This is a genomic window from Sphingosinicella sp. LHD-64 (assembly GCF_031157375.1).
Classification (GTDB): domain Bacteria; phylum Pseudomonadota; class Alphaproteobacteria; order Sphingomonadales; family Sphingomonadaceae; genus Allosphingosinicella.
Genome location: NZ_JAVIFV010000004.1, coordinates 34,243 through 51,456 on the forward strand (window position 1 = coordinate 34,243; position 17,214 = coordinate 51,456).

Genomic DNA, 17,214 nt, shown 5'->3' on the forward strand with positions numbered 1-17,214 from the left:
CGCCGCCATGGTCCACCGCCCGCTTCGTCTCACCCTCGATTCCGACGCGCTCGTCTCCAACTGGCACTGGCTCGCCCACAAGGGTGGCGGCGCGGCCTGCGGCGCGGCGGTCAAGGCGAACGCCTACGGGCTCGGCGCGCGCGCGGTGGTGAAGCGGCTGCAGGATGCCGGCTGCCGCGACTTCTTCGTCTCCACCTGGGCGGAGGTCGAGGCGCTGGAGCCCTGGCCGGGCGACCTCGCCTTGTCGGTCCTGCACGGTGCCGGTCCGGACGACATGGCGGTCGCGGCGACCCGGATCGCCCGGCCGGTGCTGAACAGCCCGGAGCAGGTGCGGCGCTGGCGTGAAACGGGGCGGCCCTGCGACGTGATGGTCGACACCGGCATGAACCGGCTCGGCCTCGCGCCGGCGGACGTGGCGGCCGGCCTGCTCGACGGCCTCAGGATCGAGACGCTGATGAGCCACCTCGCCTGCGCCGAGGAGGACACAGACACGAACGAGGCGCAGCGCAAGGGCTTCCGCGAGGTCGCCGCCAAGGTGAAGGCGAAGCGGCTGAGCCTGTCGAACAGCGCCGGCGTCTGCCTCGGCCCGCGCTTCGCCTTCGATCTCACCCGGCCCGGCGTCGCGCTCTACGGCGGCATCCCGCGCCGCGAGGCCGCGCCGCACATCCGCCAGGTCGCCCGTGTCGAGGCGCAGATCATCCAGCGCCGCCGGATCGGGCGGGGCGATCGGGTCGGCTATGGCGGCACCTTCCTCGCCGAGCGGGACCACGAACTGGCCATTCTCAACATCGGCTATGCCGACGGCTACCTGCGCGGCTTCTCCAACGCGGGCCGGGCAAAGGCCGGCGACACCCCGCTGCCGGTCGTCGGCCGCGTCTCGATGGATCTCACCGCGATTTCGGTCGACGCGGCACCCGACCTGAAGGAGGGCGACTGGATCGAGCTCGACTACGACCTGCCGGAGGCCGCCGCCCAGTCGGGGCTCAGCCAGTACGAACTGCTCACCACATTGGGCAGCCGCTTCGCGCGGCGCTGGACCTAGGTCAGTCGCGCTCGACGCAGAGCGCGATGCCCATGCCGCCGCCGATGCAGAGCGTGGCGAGGCCCTTCTTGGCGTCGCGCTTCTGCATCTCGTAGATGAGGGTGGTCAGCACGCGCGCGCCGGATGCGCCGATCGGGTGGCCGATGGCGATCGCGCCGCCGTTGACGTTCACCTTGTCGGCGTCCCAGCCGAGCTCCTTGCCGACCGCCAGCGCCTGGGCGGCGAAGGCCTCGTTCGCCTCGATGAGGTCGAGGTCGGCGAGCGTCCAGCCGGCTTTCTCCAGCGCCTTCTTCGAGGCCGGCACCGGACCGATGCCCATGATCGAGGGATCGACACCAGCCGAGGCCCAGGAGGCGACGCGGGCGAGGATCGGCGCGCCCCGGCGTGTCGCTTCCTCGCGGCTCATCAGCACGAGCGCGGCGGCGCCGTCGTTGAGGCCCGAGGCGTTGGCGGCGGTGACGGTGCCATCCTTCTTGAAGGCGGGCTTGAGGCCGGCGAGGCCGGACTGCTCGACGCCGTCGCGGATATATTCGTCGGCGTCGACCACGGTCTCGCCCTTGCGGCTCTTGACCGTCACCGGCGCGATCTCGTCCTTGAACCGGCCGGCCGCGCGGGCGGCCGAGGCCTTGTTCTGGGAGGCCGCCGCGAAGCTGTCCTGCGCGTCGCGGGTGATCTGGTACTGTTCGGCCAGATTCTCGGCGGTGATGCCCATGTGATAGTTGTTGAAGACGTCGGTGAGACCGTCCTTGATCATCGTGTCGACGAGCTCGACCGACCCCATCTTGGTGCCGCCGCGCAAATTCTGGGCGTGGGTGGAAAGGCTCATGCTCTCCTGGCCGCCGGCGACGACGATGGTCGCGTCGCCGGTCTGGATGGCCTGGCTGGCGAGCGCAACGGCGCGCAGGCCCGAGCCGCACACCTGGTTGACGCCCCAGGCCGGAACCTCCTTCGGGATGCCCGCGCCCATCGAGGCCTGGCGGGCCGGGTTCTGGCCCTGGGCGGCGGTCAGCACCTGGCCGAGGATCACTTCGGAGACGTCTTCCGGCGCGACGCCGGCCTGCGCCAGCGCGGCCTCGATCGCGACGCGGCCGAGCTCATGGGCGGGGGTACCGCCGAAACTGCCGAGGAAGGAACCTACGGGGGTGCGCTTGGCGGCGGTGATGACGACGTCGGTCATGGGGACTCGGCCCTTTCGGAGGTGAAGAATTGACGCCGGCCTATCACTTTGCTGCGGTGCGGGAAAGCCAGGAGGCCAGCGGCTCCCACAGAGCGTCGCGGGCGCGCGATCCCACGACCATGCCGACATGGCCGAGCGCGAGGTCGATCCGCTCGCCGGCCTGCACGGCGCTGGCATAGGGCACGATGCGGTCGGTGGTCGAGACGATGTTGAGGATGGGCACCTCGAGTCTTGCCGGATCGATGATTTCGCCGCTGACGCGCCAGCCGCCGATGCCGGGCAGGTCCGCGGCGAAGAAGTCCTCCATCAGCTCGCGCGCCGCCGCGGCGGTGAGCGGCGGGCCGTCATTGGCCCAGTCCTCCAGCGCGACGAAGGCGTCGGCAGCGGGGCCGTCCATCTCGGCGAAGGCTTCGAACTTGGCGACGGTGCGGGCCGGATCGAGGCCCCAGAAGGCGCTCTGCAGCACCTCCATCGGCATCAGGCCGAGCGCATCGACGGTGGCGCGGGACTGGGCCCAGAGCCGGGCGAGCTGCGCCCGCGACTCGCCGAAGCCCGCAAAGTGCCAGGGCGTGGCGATGAGGGCGAGGCTGCGCACGGGGCCGAGTTGCGCGGCCGCCGCGGCCATGGTTCCGCCGAGACAATAGCCGGCGAGATCCACCGGCGCGCCGACCACCTCCATCAGCGGTAGCAGAACCTGCTCGACGTGGCCGGCGACCGACAGCGCCTTTCGCGTCTCGTCGGGCCAGCCCCAGTCGACGAGCAGAACGCGCCGGTCCTGCGTCGCCAGCCAGCGCAGCAGCGAGCGTTTCCCGAGGTCGAGCACGGTCGGCGGATTGATGAGGGATGGCACGATCAGCAGCGGCGGCCCGTCCCCGCCATAGTCGCGCAGGCTGGCACCCTCCACGGCGGCGATCGCCGGCATCGGTGACGGCGCAGGCGGGCGCGGTGCCTCCTGATATTTGCGCAGGCCCGCGAGCGCGCGCTCCATCCGTGCCGGATTTGCTGCGGTTTCGCTGTGCAACAAAGAGAGGAACAGCGGCAGCGGGCGGGGTCTGTGTTGCAGCGCCGCAAAAGATGGTGCTACAGCAGTAGCCCCAGCTTTAGAGGAGTCCGGCATGGCGGCGCCCCGGTCCGAAGACGATCCAGTCATCATCAAGAAATATGCGAACCGGCGGCTCTACGATACCGAAAGCTCGACCTATATCACGCTCGAGCGGCTCGCGCAGATGGTCCGGCAGAAGCGCGACTTCAAGGTGCTCGATGCCAAGAGCGGCGAGGACATCACCCGCTCGGTCCTCACCCAGATCATCATGGAGGAGGAAGCGCATGGCTCGACCATGCTGCCGGTCAATTTCCTGCGCCAGCTGATCGGCATGTATGGCGGCCAGATGCAGGCGGTCGTCCCGCAATATCTGGAGGCGAGCCTGGAGGCGCTGCAGCGCAACCAGAGTCAGCTGCATGAGGCGATGGCCGGTGCGTTCGCCTCCAATCCCTTCGCCGAGCTTGCCCGTCGCAACATGGAGATGTTCACCGCGGCGGCGGCCGGGCGCGGCAAGGCCAATGCGGCGGCGCCGGCGCCGGCGGAGGGCGACACCAAGGCCGAGCTGGCCGAGCTCAAGGCCCAGCTCGCCGCGCTCCAGACCAAGCTCGACAAGCTGAGCGACTGATTCCGTCACCCCAGCGAAGGCTGGGGTCTCAGGGAGCATCTCGCCGCGACGTCCGGTCCTCAGATCCCGGCCGGAGTTTGTCCTGAGCGACGCCGCGGGCGGGGTCGAAGGGCCGGGATGACGCGGTTATTCCGGCTTCACGAACCGGAGCGTCATCCGGTCGCTCTCGCCGATCGCGGCATAGCGTTCGCGGTCCTGGTCGCCGAGCCGGTAGGTGGGCGGCAGCGTCCAGACGCCGCGCGGCCAGTCGGCCGTGTCGCGCGGATTGGCGTTGACCTCGGAGGCGCCGACGAAGCGGAAGCCGGCGGCCTCGGCGAGACGGCGGACGGTCGAGACCTTGATGTAGCCGCTGTCCTCCTCGCGCGCCGAATCGACGCTTTCCGGCAGGCGGTGGTCGACGACGCCGAGCGTGCCGCCGGGCTTCAGCATCGCGAACATCTGGCGGAAGGCGTCCTCGGCATAGGGTTCGTCGTTGCGCTGGTAGCCGCTCGCCCAGTTGTGGACGTTGCGGAAGGTCAGCACGACATCGGCGGTGCCGTCGGGCACGCGGGTGTCGGCGCTGTTGAAGGCGGGGAAGGTCGCCAGCCGGATCTGGCCGTAGAGCGACGGATTGGCGGTCATCAACCGGCGCACGCCAGTGTGGCCGTTGTCGCTCATCGCGACCGCATAATAGCTGCCGCCGCCCTGGGCGAGATAGGGGGCGAGGATCTCCGTATACCAGCCGCCCGACGGCCAGATCTCGACCACCGTATCGCCGGGCTCGACGCCGAAGAAGGCGAGCGTCTCGCGCGGATGGCGGTAGCGGTCGCGCGCGACGTTGGCGGGGGTGCGGGTCTGGGCGGCGATCGCGGCGGCAAGCGCCCGGTCGTGCGCGGGCGAGAGCGCCGCGGCCTGCTGGCCCGCCATGGCGGCGGCACCGGCTGCCAGGGTGGAGGCGGCAAAAGCGAGCGCGGCAATCTGGCGGATCATGAAGCTCTCCCTAGATATGTTGTGAGACGAGCCCATGACGGAGCGGCGGCGAGGATTCAAGGGGAACGATGGATCAGCACCTGATGTGGGCGGCCGACGGCGTCGCGATCGGGATCGTATTGGTCGCCGGCCTCGCCGACTGGAAGCGGAGCCGCCGCACCGATCTGGACGACAGCGGCTGGATGCCGTGGCGCGGCATCCAGATCGTCGCCATCTTCGCCGCGATCGCCTTCGCGATCCTGGCGATGCATGGGTGAGCGAGGGCTAGAGGCACGCCTCCAGATAGGGCTGGTCGAAGCCGAACATCTTGGCCTTCTCCAGCGTGTACGGCCTGAGTCCCATGCAGCGATATTCGCCGATGATCTTGCCGTCCGGCGTCTCGTCCAGATATTCGAACTTGAACAATTCCTGGGTGACGATGACGTCGCCCTCCATGCCGATCACCTCGGTGATGTTGGTGGTGCGGCGCGAGCCGTCGCGCAGGCGCTTCACCTGGACGATGAGATCGACCGAGTCGGCGATCTGACGGCTGATCGCCTCCTTCGGCACCTTGATGTCGCTCATCATCACCATGTTCTCCATACGCGCGAGGCATTCGCGCGGGGAGTTGGAGTGGAGCGTCGCCATCGAGCCGTCATGGCCGGTGTTCATGGCGGCGAGCAGGTCGAAGCACTCGCTGCCGCGGATCTCGCCGAGGATGATGCGGTCGGGGCGCATACGCAGCGCGTTGATGACGAGGTCGCGGATGGTGATCGCGCCCTGACCCTCGAGGTTCGGCGGGCGGGTTTCAAGCGGCAGCCAATGCGGCTGCTGCAGCCTCAGCTCGGCCGCGTCCTCGATCGTGATGACGCGCTCGCCCGGGTCGATCAGCTTGGAGAGGGCGTTCAGCATCGTCGTCTTGCCCGAGCCGGTGCCGCCCGAAATGATGACGTTCATGCGGCTCGCGCCGGCGATCTTCAGCACCGTCGCCATCTTCTCCGACATCGAGCCGAAGCCGCGCATCATGTCGACGGTGATCGGCTTTTCCGAGAATTTGCGGATCGAGATGGCGGTGCCGCGCAGGGAGAGCGGCGGGATGATGACGTTGACGCGGCTGCCGTCCTGCAGGCGGGCGTCGGCGAGCGGCGTCGTCTGGTCGACGCGGCGGCCGACCTTGTTGACGATGCGCTGGGCGATCTGGAGCAAATGCTCCTCGTCGCGGAACTGGATGGTGGCGAGGGCGAGCTTGCCCTTCTTTTCGATGAAGGTCTGCAGCGGCCCGTTGACCATGATGTCGCTGACCTCGGGGTCGTTGAGCAGCTCCTCCAAGGGCCCGAGCCCGAGCAGCTCGTCGACCAGCACCTTCTCCAGCGCGAACTGCTCGCGCCGGTTGAGGTTGATCTTCAGTTCGGCGAGCACCTCGCCGATGATCGGGCGGAACTCCTCGGCGAGCTCGTCCTTGCTGAGCGTCGCGGCCGCCTCGGGGTCGACGCGCTCGAGGAGGCGCGGCAGCACCTGCTCCTTGATCCGGTGGATCGAGGCCTCGAAGCCTTCGTTGCGCTGGGTGTTGTGGTCGACCACCTGCGCCTGGCGATCGTCGAGGCGCGCCATCGCGCCGCTCGCGCTGCGGTCGATCGGGGTCGCCTCGACCTCCTCGACCGCCTCGGGAAGCGATTCGACCGGCGGGAACTGGCTGCCGCCGGCCGGGCGCGGGGCCGGGCCCTTCATCGGCGCGGCCGTTCCGAAGCTCGGGCGCCCGCCCGTGCCACCCACGCCGCCACGTCGTCCAAAAGCGCTCATATCGACAGCAAACCCCGCCCTGCTGTGTGGTTCTTCAAGGTCGAAGTGGTGAATAAGGCGGAAACTTTGACAAACACCTAACCGCGCCCGATGGCGAGGCGATGAGCGCCGCCCAGACCCGCACCGCCATCCTGATCGCACTCGCGGGTTTCATCTCGCTCTCCTGCGGCGACGCGATCGTCAAATCGATGGCCGGGGCATGGCCCGGGAGCGCGGTCTCGGCGCTGCGCTACGCGTTCGGCGCTCTGGGCCTGCTGGCTTATGTCGCCGTGCGGCATGGGGGCGGGGGGTTCGTCCTGCCGCGCGCCGGGCTGCAGTTCGGGCGCGGACTGGCGGTGAGCGTTGCAACCCTGTGCTTTTTCATGGGCGTGATGGCGATGCCGCTGGCGGACGCGACCGCGATCCAGTTCACTAGCCCGATCCTGACCGCCTTGCTGGCGCCGTTCGTGCTGGGGGAGAAGACGCCGCGGGCCGTATGGCTGGCGCTGGTGCTGGCCTTTTCGGGCGTGCTCGTCGTGCTGCGGCCGAACGTGGTCGAGCTCGGCATCGTGGCGCTCTATCCGGTGGGCGCGGCGTTCGGCATGTCCTGGCTGATGATGCTGAACCGCAAGACCGCGGGCGATGCGCCGGTGGCCGTGATGCAGTTCCTGCTCGCGGCGATCGCGGCGCCGATCCTGATCGCGGCGGCCTGGGCGCTGCACAGCTTCGGCGGGCCGCCGTTCCGGATTTCAGCGCCGGACGCGGTCATCGTGGCGAAATGCGCGGCGGTCGCGGTGTTCGCGACCTTGGGCCATGCGCTGATCTTCACCGCGGTGGGTAGGGCGACGGCGCAGGTTGTGGCGCCGATGACCTATGTGCAACTGCTCGTCGCGGCCGGGCTCGGTTGGGCCTGGTTCGGCAACGCGCCGGACGCGGCGACATTTGGCGGCGCGGCGCTGATCATCCTCGGCGGATTGTGGCTCTGGCGGGCGCAGAAGGCACCGGCCGTGGCCGAGACACCGGATTGATATGACAAAGCGGGGCTAGCGCTCTCTTGGAATCACATATAAAGACTTCTTTATATCTTTATATTTGATTCGAGAGATAAGCCCTGGCCCCGTTCATCGCCTTCCTCCTGGCTGCCGTCGCTCTGCTCGGTTCACCGGGGCCAGGGATCGCGGCGCTGGTCGCCATTGGACGCAGCGGCGGCGTTCGAAGCGGCCTTCCGTTCTATGCAGGGCTTCAGCTTGGACTGGCGCTGGTCGTGCTGGTTTGCGGCCTGGGATTGTTTTCCGCTCTGGCGGCGGTTCCGGGCCTGCTCCTGATGATGAGCGTGGGCGGAGCCGCCTATCTCGCCTATCTGGCCTGGCAGATCGCGAGCGCGCCGATCGCCGGCGCGGGCGATGCGCCGCCACCGGCCCGGGCGACCGCCTTGGGCGGTTTCCTGCTGGGGGTGCTGAACCCCAAGGCCTATCTTGCGCTGATGGCGCTCCTGTCTGCTTCCGTGCTGATCCCCGACAGCCGCGAGCTCGACATGCTGCTCAAGATGGCGCTGTGCATGGCTGTCATTCTGGCCGTCGACATCGCCTGGCTGGCGGCCGGCGCCGGCCTCGGCACGCTGCGGCTGACGCCGCTTCAGGAGCGGGCGATGAATGTCACGATGGGGGTCACGGTCGTGCTGGCGGCGCTGGCCGGTTTCTCGGCCAGCGCACCCGCCTAAGCGTCGGCCTTTTCGACGAGGACGGTCAGGCCCTTGTCGTTGACCTCGGCGAAGCCGCCCTCGACGCGGATGCGCTCGGGCTCGCCGCCCTGGGTGCGGTAGACCGCCAGCTCGGCGTCGGCGCGGATCGTCGACATGACCGGTGCGTGGCCGGCGAGTACGCCGAAATCGCCCTCCGTGCCGGGAACGACCACCATGTGGACGTCCTCGGAGCGGACCAGCTTTTCCGGCGTGACGAGTTCGAAGTGGAGGTCTGCCATGTGAATCAATCCCGTGAAAAATAGATGGTGGCGATGGTGACCGGATCCCGATCCGTGTCGGGGCCGTGCGCAATGGTCAAGCGGTGGCTCAGTTCACTTCCGAGTCGAAACCGATAACTGTCGATGGCCAACGGTCCCGCCGGCATCGGGGCGGACGTATCCGGCGCCAGTCCGGGGAGGCCCGCAAGGTGCGTTCGAATCGCCTGAAGCGTGTCGTGCCGACGACTGCCCCCGAACATGACCGCGCACGCGCTCAGGCTCGGATAGTGGAGAACCGTGATCATCTCGGCCCCTTCGCCTCGGCGGACAATGACCGGGGCCTGATCGGCAGTTCCCCTGAGTCGCTCCTCGAGTGCCCGCGGTGTGCGGCGGAAACCGAGCCCGCCAAGCTCGGGGTGATTCCATAGTTCGGCGTTGCGGACGATGATCTCTTCGCAAACGCCGAACAGCACCCGCACGACGATCCCGGCCTGCCTGTTCTCCGTGGCTCCCGCGGGCGCGCACATGACAGCCAGCATCGTCCAGGCTATCAGTGCGCGTCCCTTGCGCACTGGGGCTCAGGCTTCCTGCGCCAGCTTCTCGGCCTTGGCGACCGCTTCCTCGATGCCGCCGACCATGTAGAAGGCCGCCTCGGGGAGGTGGTCGTATTCGCCGTTCACCACCGCCTTGAAGCTCGCGACCGTGTCCTCGATCGACACGAACTTGCCGCTGATGCCGGTGAAGACCTCGGCGACGTGGAACGGCTGCGACAGGAAGCGCTGGATCTTGCGGGCGCGCTGGACCGTCAGCTTATCTTCTTCCGACAGCTCGTCCATGCCGAGGATCGCGATGATGTCCTGCAGCGACTTGTACTTCTGCAGCGTCTCCTGGACCTTGCGGGCGGTCTCGTAATGCTCCTGGCCGACGGTGCGCGGCTCCAGCACGCGACTGGTCGAGTCGAGCGGGTCGACGGCCGGGTAGATGCCGAGCTCCGAGATCGCGCGCGACAGCACGGTCGTCGCGTCGAGGTGGGCGAAGGAGGTGGCCGGGGCCGGGTCGGTGAGGTCGTCCGCGGGGACGTAGATCGCCTGCACCGAGGTGATCGAGCCCTTGTTGGTCGAGGTGATCCGCTCCTGCAGCGCGCCCATGTCGGTCGCGAGGGTCGGCTGGTAGCCCACCGCCGAGGGGATGCGGCCCAGGAGCGCCGACACTTCCGAGCCCGCCTGGGTGAAGCGGAAGATGTTGTCGACGAAGAAGAGCACGTCCTGGCCCTCGACGTCGCGGAAATATTCGGCCTGGGTGAGGCCCGACAGCGCGACGCGGGCGCGGGCGCCCGGCGGCTCGTTCATCTGGCCGAAGACGAGGGCGACCTTGGAACCCTCAGGGGTCGGATTGCCGTCCTTGTCCTTGGCGATGACGCCCGCGTCGAGGAACTCGTGATAGAGATCGTTGCCTTCGCGGGTGCGCTCGCCGACGCCGGCGAACACCGAGGTGCCGCCATGGCCCTTGGCGATGTTGTTGATGAGCTCCTGGATGAGCACGGTCTTGCCGACGCCGGCGCCGCCGAACAGGCCGATCTTGCCGCCCTTCGCGTACGGGGCGAGCAGATCGATCACCTTGATGCCGGTGACGAGGATCGCGGTCTCCGTCGACTGGTCGACGAATTCCGGGGCCGGGGCGTGGATCGGGGCGGTGAGGTCGCTGCCGATCGGGCCGCGCTCGTCGATCGGCTCGCCGACCACGTTCATGATGCGGCCGAGCGTCTTCGGGCCGACCGGCACGCGGATCTGCGAGCCGGTGTCCTGGACTTCCTGACCGCGGGTCAGGCCCTCGGTCGAGTCCATCGCGATCGTACGGACGGTGTTCTCGCCGAGGTGCTGGGCGACCTCGAGGACGAGGCGCTGACCGCCGTTCGTGGTCTCGAGCGCCGAAAGGATCGCCGGCAGCTCGCCGTCGAAAGTGACGTCGACGACGGCGCCGATCACCTGGCTGATGCGGCCGGTGACGTTGGTGCCGGTGCGCGCGGTCGCGACGGGCGCGTCGGCCTTGGCGGTCTTCGCCCGGCTGGCCCGGGGCTTGGCGGGAGTCTTAGCGGCGGTGGCCATGTTCGTTCCTTCTTGCCTTCCTTGGTCGTCATGCCGGCGAAGGCCGGCATCCAGTCCTGGTCTGGACCCCGGCCTTCGCCGGGGTGACGGTGAGAGTTCTGCTTCAGTTCAATTCGGGGTTTTCGTCGTCGCAGCGCGTCGGGCCGTCGATCCAGACCCACTGGCCCTCGGCGCGCTGGAGGATGGCGGTCTGCGAGGCCCAGCGCTGGTCGGCGCCCTGCGCCTCGTAGGTGCAGCGATACTGGATGGAGCCCTGCTCCTCGACCGCGCAGCGGATGTTGCGGGTCTGCTGGCGCGGGGCCGGACAGGCCTCGGCGAGCGCCTGCTGGAACTGCGCCGCGGTCGGCGAAGCAGCCTGCGCGAACGCAGCGGTGGAAACGAGGGCGAGGGTGAGGATGGAATAACGGGTCATAGGGCCTCCGCGCCGGAGATGATCTCGATCAGCTCCTTGGTGATGGCCGCCTGACGGGTGCGGTTATATTCGATGCTCAGCCGGTTGATCATGTCGCCGGCATTGCGCGTCGCATTGTCCATGGCGGTCATCCGGCTACCCTGCTCAGAAGCGGCGTTCTCGAGCAAGGCGCGGAAGATCTGGACCGCGATGTTGCGTGGCAAAAGCTCGGCGAGGATTTCCTCCTCGTCCGGTTCATACTCGACCGCCGCGGCCGCAACGCCCGACTCGGCCTTCGCCGCGGTCTCGACCGGCGGGACCGGAATGATCTGCTGCGCGACCGGCTCCTGCACCAGCGCCGACTGGAACCTGGCGTAGAACAGGTGGACGACGTCGATGCCGTCGGTCGTGTAGCGATCGACGATGTCGTTCGCGATCTCCTGCGCGTCGGCGAAGCTCACCTGCTTGATCGCGCTGGTGTCGTGCTGGTGGATGATCTGCTTCGGGAAGAAGCGCTGGATCACCGCGCGGCCCTTGCGGCCGACCAGATAGAAATAGACGGTCTTGCCCTGGGCCTTGAGCTCGTCGGCCTTGCGACGGGCGGCGCGCACGATGTTCGAGTTGAACGCGCCGGCGAGGCCGCGGTCCGAGGTCGCGACGATGAGAAGGTGGGTGTCGTCCTTGCCCGTGCCGGCGAGGAGCTTCGGGCTTTGCGGGCCCGGCTGGATGGTCGAGGCGAGGCTCGCCATCACGTTCGCCATGCGCTCGGAATAGGGGCGCGCGGCCTCGGCCGCCTGCTGCGCGCGGCGCAGCTTGGCGGCGGCGACCATCTTCATCGCCTTGGTGATCTTCTGCGTTGACTTGACCGACGCGATCCGGTTCTTGAGCGCCTTGAGACTTGCCATTGTACCTATACGTTCCGAGCAAGGGCCAGGCGGCCCGCCAAACCAAAGAATGCCACGCCGAGCAGGCCTTCGACCCAGCGCATCGCGTTGCTTGTCTTCACCGCGCGGCCCGCGCGGGCGGCAACGATCGCGAGGCCGGAGAGCCAGAAGGCGCCCATCACATAGGGCACCGCGATCAGCAGCGCGCCCTTGAGCGGGGCGTCAGGGCCGACGCCGACGAACTGCGGCAGGATCGCGAGGAAGAACAACGCGACCTTGGGATTGAGCGCGGTGGTGAGCAGCCCCTGCCAGAAGGGCTTGCCGAGCGCGGGTGCCTCTGCCGCCGCCGGCGCCGGGCGGATCGCGCCGCTGAGCAGCCGGAAGCCGAGCCAGGCGAGATAGATCGCGCCGGCGATCTTCACGACCGTGAACAGGGCCGGGAAGGCGGTCAGGACGCTGAGGAAGCCGAAGCCGCACAACGCCATGTACCAGAGGCCGCCGATCACCACGCCTGCCGTCGCCGCAAGGCCGGCCCGCGCGCCTCCGCGCGCAGCGTGACCCGCGACGAGCATCATGTCCGGGCCCGGCGTCAGCACGAGGCCGATGCTGAGCAGCGTCCATGCGAGGAGAGAGTGGTCGGCCATCGGCGTCAGCTCAGGCAAACGTCTTCGCGAAATCGCCGATGATCGACTTGAGCTTGCCGGCCGTGTCGTCATCGAGCGTCTTGGTGTCGCGGATCGTGGCGAGCACGTCGGCATGATCGGCGCGGACGTGGCTCAGGAGCGCGCTCTCGAAGCGGGTGACCTGATCGGTCGGCACGCTGTCGAGAAAGCCCTGCACGCCCGAGAAGATCGAGACGACCTGCTCTTCGACCGGCATCGGGCTGTACTGCGGCTGCTTGAGCAGCTCGGTGAGGCGCGCGCCGCGGTTCAGCAGGCGCTGGGTCGAGGCGTCGAGGTCGGAGCCGAACTGGGCGAAGGCGGCCATCTCGCGATACTGCGCCAGCTCCAGCTTGATCGAGCCGGCGACCTTCTTCATCGCCTTGGTCTGCGCCGAGGAGCCGACGCGGCTGACCGAGAGGCCGACGTTGATCGCCGGGCGGATGCCTTGGAAGAACAGTTCCGTCTCGAGGAAGATCTGGCCGTCGGTGATCGAGATCACGTTGGTCGGAATGTAGGCCGACACGTCGCCGGCCTGGGTCTCGATGATCGGCAGCGCGGTCAGCGAGCCGTTGCCGTTGGCGTCGTTGAGCTTCGCGGCGCGCTCCAGCAGGCGGCTGTGGAGATAGAAGACGTCGCCCGGATAGGCTTCGCGACCCGGCGGACGGCGCAGCAGCAGCGACATCTGGCGATAGGCGACGGCCTGCTTGGAAAGGTCGTCATAGACGATGACGGCGTGCATGCCGTTGTCGCGGAAATATTCGCCCATCGTGCAGCCGGTGTAGGGCGCGAGGAACTGGAGCGGGGCGGGCTCCGACGCGGTGGCGGCGACGACGATGGAATACTCCATCGCGCCATTCTCCTCGAGCGCGCGGACGATCTGCGCGACCGTCGAGCGCTTCTGGCCGACGGCGACATAGATACAGTAGAGCTTCTGGCTCTCGTCGTTGCCGGCGTTCGCCTGCTTCTGGTTGATGAAGGTGTCGAGCGCGACGGCGGTCTTGCCGGTCTGGCGGTCGCCGATGATCAGCTCGCGCTGGCCGCGGCCGACGGGGACGAGGGCGTCGAGCGCCTTGAGGCCGGTCTGCACCGGCTCGTGCACCGACTTGCGCGGGATGATGCCGGGCGCCTTGACCTCGACGCGCATGCGCTTCTCCGCGACGATCGGGCCCTTGCCGTCGATCGGGTTGCCAAGGCCGTCGACGACGCGGCCGAGCAGGCCCTTGCCGACCGGCACGTCGACGATCGTCTGGGTGCGCTTGACGGTCGAGCCCTCGCTGATCTCGGCATCCGAGCCGAAGATCACGATGCCGACATTGTCGGCCTCGAGGTTGAGCGCCATGCCCTTGGTGCCGTTCTCGAACTCGACCATCTCGCCGGCCTGGACGCTGTCCAGCCCGTGGACGCGGGCGATGCCGTCGCCCACCGACAGCACGGTGCCGACTTCCGAGACCTGGGCCTCGGTGCCGAAATTGGCGATCTGGTCGCGGATGACCTTGGAGATTTCAGCGGCGCGGATGTCCATGTTTAGCCTTTCATCGAAGCCTTAGAGGGCCTTCAGCCCTTCATGGCTTGGGCGAGGGAGTTGAGCTTGGTGCGGATCGAGCCGTCGATCATCTGGCTGCCGATCTTCACGACGAGACCGCCGAGGATGGCGGGATCGACGGTCGTTTCGACGGCGATGTCGCGGCCCATGCGGGTGCGGAGATTCTGCTTGATCGCGTCAACCTGCTTGCCATCGAGCGGATGGGCCGAGGTGACCTCGGCGGTGATCTCGCCGCGGTGACGGGCGGCGAGACTGTTGAAGGCGCGGACGATGTTGCCGATCTGCGAGAGCCGCCGGTTGCGGGCGAGCACGCCGGTGAAGTTGCGGGTCAGCGGATCGAGCTTCATCGTCTCGACGATCGCCGCGACGCTCTGCGCGCTCTCGTTGCGGCCGATCAGCGGACTGGTGACGAGGGTCCGGAAATCGTCCGATTCGTCGATCGCGCGCTTCAGTGCGGCGAGACTGGCCGAAACCTCGTCGAGCTTCTTCTCGTCACGGGCAAGCTCGAACAGTGCGAGGGCGTAACGGCCCGCGAGGCTTGCCTGAATGCCGCCGGAAATATCCACGCGCGTTAGAACTCCTGAATCGGATTTGGCCCCATGCGCGACTGCGGGCGCGAAGCCGCGCCTCCCATGGGTCGCGGGCGCCGTAGCAGGGGCTTTGCTGCGATGCAAGGTGGCCTGTCAGGGCCTCGGATCAAGTTGCTGTGTGCCTCTAAGCCTTTTAACAAGTGGTGAGTTGGGGGTGGGAGGAATAGATGAGATTGCTTGCCGTCGCGGTGGCATTTTTGATCACACCGATTGACGCGGTGGGGGCGCAGCGGGCGTCATTCCGCATGCCCGGGATTGAGTTCGAATTGCCGATTCCCGCAGGCTACTGCCTGCCGCAAGGTGCGCAAGCCGATGCGGCTCAGCTTCTGGCCGCGGCAGACTCTTTAAATGTTACGCATTTGACTTTGGTGCGCTGTGAGGAATCGCCGGAAGCCGCAACCGACTACAATCTTATAAAGACCCCCAGGCAGGCCTTGCTTACAACTATTGAGCGGCGAGCTTTTTTGGATTCAGTCGGAGAGGCTTTCGCGACAACTGAGCTGACCCAACTCATGGAATCGGGTAGCCTAAATAGTCAATCTGAAGAAGGGATTTCTCAAGTCATCGGCCGCCAAATTGATATTTCCGGCTCGATCCGACCGTTGGGTAGAGACCAAGTTTGCGCCTATGTTGGTGGGACAGTGCAAATGCAGTCTAACGAAGTTTCATATGATATTTCGATGGGTGCATGCATGACAATAGTGTCTTCAAGGCTGCTTTTTATCTATGCATATGGTCCTGCATCGGGGTCTGCAGGTGTAGCGCGGCTAATGGTGCGTGCGAGACGATTGGCCGAGTCAATTTCCGAGACGTCTAGTCGATAGACGCATCGTCCAGGTTTGATCGCAAGGGCCGGGACGCACCCGTTCCTCGCCTGCGGCACAAGGGCTGCACGGACGAGGAGAGATCAATGACCTACCGAATCGAAGGGCTGGCGCCGGCGGCGTTCGAGAGCCTGTTCAGCATGACCGAGGGCGAACTCGCCGCGCGCAACGCGGTGCGGGTGACGGCCAAGAGCGCCCGCGGTTATCCCTGCCGGGTGACGCTGGAGGATGCAGGCGAGGGCGAAAGCCTGATCCTGCTCCATCATGTCTCGCACGACGTGGCGACCCCGTACCGCTCGGCCTATGCCATCTATGTGCGCGAGAGTGCGACCGAGGCGGCGTCCTATACGGACGAACTGCCGCCGGTGTTCGAAGGCCGCCCGCTCGGGCCGCGTGCCTTCGACGCGGAGGGGATGCTGCGCGACGCGCTGCTCGCCCTTCCCGGCGAGGCCGACGCGAAGATCCGGGCGCTGTTCGAGCGGCCGGAGATCGCCACCATCCACGCCCACAATGCCGCGCATGGCTGTTTCGCCGCGCGGATCGAAAGGAACTGAATCATGGCGACCCTTGCAACCAATGTGATCGAGTTTAGATCGAAGGCCGTGAACGATCCTGTGACTGTAACCGACGACGAGGCCTGGGCGGCGTTCGAGCGCCGCGACCGGACCTGGGACGGCCGCCTCGTCGGCGGCGTCAAGACGACCGGCATCTATTGTCGGCCGAGCTGCCCGGCGCGGCGCCCGAAGCGGGAGAATGTCGAATTCTTCCCGGACGGCGCGGCGGCACGGGCGGCGGGCTATCGGGCGTGCCTGCGCTGCGAGCCCGACGACGTGAACCGGGAGGAGGTGGCGCTCGAGAAGGCGTACAAGCTCCTCAATGCGGCGGAAGAGGCACCTTCGCTGGAGGAACTGGCACAGGCGGCGGGTTATTCGCCGCATCATTTCCACCGCCTGTTCAAGCGCGCGACCGGGGTGACGCCGGCTGCCTACTACCGGACCCTCCGGGCCAGGCGGGCCGAGGCGGCGCTCGACGAGAACGACCGGATCACCGACGCGATCTACGATGCGGGCTATTCGGGGCCGGCGCGCTTCTATGCCGATGCGAAGGGCCGGCTGGGCATGACGCCCTCGGCCTGGCGCAACGGCGGGCGCGGCGAGACGATCCGCTGGGCGACGGCCGAGACCGATCTCGGCACGATGCTGGTCGCGGCGACCGACAAGGGCATCTGCCGCCTGTCGTTCGACGAGGACGAGGCGGCGCTGCACCGGCGCTTCCCCAATGCGGTGATCAAGCCGGGCGGCGAGAAGATGGCCGATCTGGTGCGCCGCACCGTCGCGGCGGTGAACGCGCCGGAGAAGCCCAACGATCTGCCGCTCGACGTGCGCGGCACCGCTTTCCAGGAAGCGGTGTGGCGCGAGCTGACCCGGATTCCGGCCGGCGAGACGCGCACCTACTCCCAGATCGCCGCGGCGGTCGGGCGGCCCAGGGCGGTGCGCGCGGCGGGCACGGCGAACGGCGACAACAATGTCGCCGTGCTGATCCCCTGCCACCGCGTCATCCGTACCGATGGCACGCTCGGCGGCTACGCCTACGGGCTGGATCGCAAGACGAAGCTGCTCGAGAAGGAAGCCCGCAAGGGCTGA

The 17,214-nt window shown here is 67.6% G+C and carries 20 protein-coding genes; 8 read left to right on the top strand and 12 right to left on the bottom strand.

What is annotated here, in order from left to right:
• The first annotated feature begins 7 nt into the window (after window positions 1-7).
• On the top strand, window positions 8-1,042 hold the full coding sequence (alr, locus tag RCO27_RS13660; RefSeq protein ID WP_309003248.1) for an alanine racemase: 1,035 nt from the start codon (window positions 8-10) through the stop codon (window positions 1,040-1,042).
• Between the two features lies 1 nt (window position 1,043).
• Here alr and RCO27_RS13665 read toward each other — a convergent pair whose 3' ends face one another.
• Together RCO27_RS13665 and RCO27_RS13670 are read right to left on the bottom strand one after the other, a co-directional pair.
• Window positions 1,044-2,219, bottom strand: coding sequence for an acetyl-CoA C-acetyltransferase (locus tag RCO27_RS13665; protein WP_309003249.1), 1,176 nt, complete (start codon window positions 2,217-2,219; stop codon window positions 1,044-1,046).
• 43 nt (window positions 2,220-2,262) lie between these two features.
• A complete protein-coding gene (locus RCO27_RS13670) occupies window positions 2,263-3,207 on the bottom strand; it encodes an alpha/beta fold hydrolase (protein WP_309003250.1) in 945 nt (314 codons plus the stop codon).
• A 127-nt stretch (window positions 3,208-3,334) separates the two neighbouring features.
• Here RCO27_RS13670 and phaR point away from each other — a divergent pair, with 127 nt between their 5' ends.
• Window positions 3,335-3,886, top strand: a complete 552-nt coding sequence (gene phaR / locus RCO27_RS13675; RefSeq protein WP_309003251.1) for a polyhydroxyalkanoate synthesis repressor PhaR — start codon at window positions 3,335-3,337, stop codon at window positions 3,884-3,886.
• Window positions 3,887-4,012: 126 nt separating this feature from the next.
• On the opposite strand, the gene RCO27_RS13680 is transcribed toward phaR, so the two are convergent.
• A complete protein-coding gene (locus RCO27_RS13680; protein ID WP_309003252.1) occupies window positions 4,013-4,855 on the bottom strand; it encodes a methyltransferase domain-containing protein in 843 nt (280 codons plus the stop codon).
• Between the two features lie 68 nt (window positions 4,856-4,923).
• Between RCO27_RS13680 and RCO27_RS13685 the strand changes: the two genes are divergently transcribed.
• Window positions 4,924-5,112 (top strand): hypothetical protein, encoded by a 189-nt coding sequence (locus tag RCO27_RS13685; RefSeq protein WP_309003253.1) that lies wholly within the window; start codon window positions 4,924-4,926, stop codon window positions 5,110-5,112.
• A 7-nt stretch (window positions 5,113-5,119) separates the two neighbouring features.
• Here RCO27_RS13685 and RCO27_RS13690 read toward each other — a convergent pair whose 3' ends face one another.
• On the bottom strand, window positions 5,120-6,634 hold the full coding sequence (locus RCO27_RS13690; protein ID WP_309003254.1) for a CpaF family protein: 1,515 nt from the start codon (window positions 6,632-6,634) through the stop codon (window positions 5,120-5,122).
• A gap of 101 nt (window positions 6,635-6,735) precedes the next feature.
• On the opposite strand from RCO27_RS13690, the gene RCO27_RS13695 reads away from it, so the two are divergent.
• Together RCO27_RS13695 and RCO27_RS13700 are read left to right on the top strand one after the other, a co-directional pair.
• Window positions 6,736-7,641, top strand: a complete 906-nt coding sequence (locus tag RCO27_RS13695; protein WP_309003255.1) for a DMT family transporter — start codon at window positions 6,736-6,738, stop codon at window positions 7,639-7,641.
• A 122-nt stretch (window positions 7,642-7,763) separates the two neighbouring features.
• The gene (locus tag RCO27_RS13700; RefSeq protein ID WP_309003967.1) at window positions 7,764-8,333 is read left to right on the top strand and encodes a LysE family transporter; all 570 of its coding nucleotides are present in this window, start codon (window positions 7,764-7,766) and stop codon (window positions 8,331-8,333) included.
• Here RCO27_RS13700 and RCO27_RS13705 read toward each other — a convergent pair.
• The 8 genes from RCO27_RS13705 to RCO27_RS13740 all read right to left on the bottom strand — a co-directional run bounded on the left by RCO27_RS13705 (window position 8,330) and on the right by RCO27_RS13740 (window position 14,723).
• Window positions 8,330-8,593, bottom strand: coding sequence for an ATP synthase F1 subunit epsilon (locus RCO27_RS13705; protein ID WP_309003256.1), 264 nt, complete (start codon window positions 8,591-8,593; stop codon window positions 8,330-8,332). The genes RCO27_RS13700 and RCO27_RS13705 overlap by 4 nt on opposite strands.
• Before the next feature lie 5 nt (window positions 8,594-8,598).
• Window positions 8,599-9,111 carry a hypothetical protein gene (locus RCO27_RS13710; protein WP_309003257.1) on the bottom strand — a complete coding sequence of 171 codons (513 nt, stop codon included), beginning with the start codon at window positions 9,109-9,111 and terminating at the stop codon, window positions 8,599-8,601.
• 39 nt (window positions 9,112-9,150) lie between these two features.
• Window positions 9,151-10,677, bottom strand: coding sequence for a F0F1 ATP synthase subunit beta (gene atpD, locus RCO27_RS13715; RefSeq protein ID WP_309003258.1), 1,527 nt, complete (start codon window positions 10,675-10,677; stop codon window positions 9,151-9,153).
• 103 nt (window positions 10,678-10,780) lie between these two features.
• Window positions 10,781-11,089 carry a hypothetical protein gene (locus RCO27_RS13720; RefSeq protein WP_309003259.1) on the bottom strand — a complete coding sequence of 103 codons (309 nt, stop codon included), beginning with the start codon at window positions 11,087-11,089 and terminating at the stop codon, window positions 10,781-10,783.
• The gene (locus RCO27_RS13725; protein WP_309003260.1) at window positions 11,086-11,973 is read right to left on the bottom strand and encodes a F0F1 ATP synthase subunit gamma; all 888 of its coding nucleotides are present in this window, start codon (window positions 11,971-11,973) and stop codon (window positions 11,086-11,088) included. The genes RCO27_RS13720 and RCO27_RS13725 overlap by 4 nt, the downstream gene beginning before the upstream one ends.
• Window positions 11,974-11,978: 5 nt before the next feature.
• Entirely contained in the window at window positions 11,979-12,596 is a 618-nt protein-coding gene (locus tag RCO27_RS13730; protein ID WP_309003261.1) for a LysE family translocator, read from the bottom strand.
• A gap of 10 nt (window positions 12,597-12,606) precedes the next feature.
• A complete protein-coding gene (gene atpA / locus RCO27_RS13735; protein ID WP_309003262.1) occupies window positions 12,607-14,136 on the bottom strand; it encodes a F0F1 ATP synthase subunit alpha in 1,530 nt (509 codons plus the stop codon).
• A gap of 32 nt (window positions 14,137-14,168) precedes the next feature.
• Window positions 14,169-14,723 carry a F0F1 ATP synthase subunit delta gene (locus RCO27_RS13740; protein ID WP_309003263.1) on the bottom strand — a complete coding sequence of 185 codons (555 nt, stop codon included), beginning with the start codon at window positions 14,721-14,723 and terminating at the stop codon, window positions 14,169-14,171.
• A gap of 191 nt (window positions 14,724-14,914) precedes the next feature.
• On the opposite strand from RCO27_RS13740, the gene RCO27_RS13745 reads away from it, so the two are divergent.
• The 3 genes from RCO27_RS13745 (at window position 14,915) to ada (ending at window position 17,214) form a co-directional block, all read left to right on the top strand.
• The gene (locus tag RCO27_RS13745) at window positions 14,915-15,571 is read left to right on the top strand and encodes a hypothetical protein (RefSeq protein WP_309003264.1); all 657 of its coding nucleotides are present in this window, start codon (window positions 14,915-14,917) and stop codon (window positions 15,569-15,571) included.
• Between the two features lie 86 nt (window positions 15,572-15,657).
• Entirely contained in the window at window positions 15,658-16,125 is a 468-nt protein-coding gene (locus RCO27_RS13750; RefSeq protein WP_309003265.1) for a DUF1203 domain-containing protein, read from the top strand.
• Window positions 16,126-16,128: 3 nt separating this feature from the next.
• Window positions 16,129-17,214, top strand: a complete 1,086-nt coding sequence (gene ada / locus RCO27_RS13755) for a bifunctional DNA-binding transcriptional regulator/O6-methylguanine-DNA methyltransferase Ada (protein WP_309003266.1) — start codon at window positions 16,129-16,131, stop codon at window positions 17,212-17,214.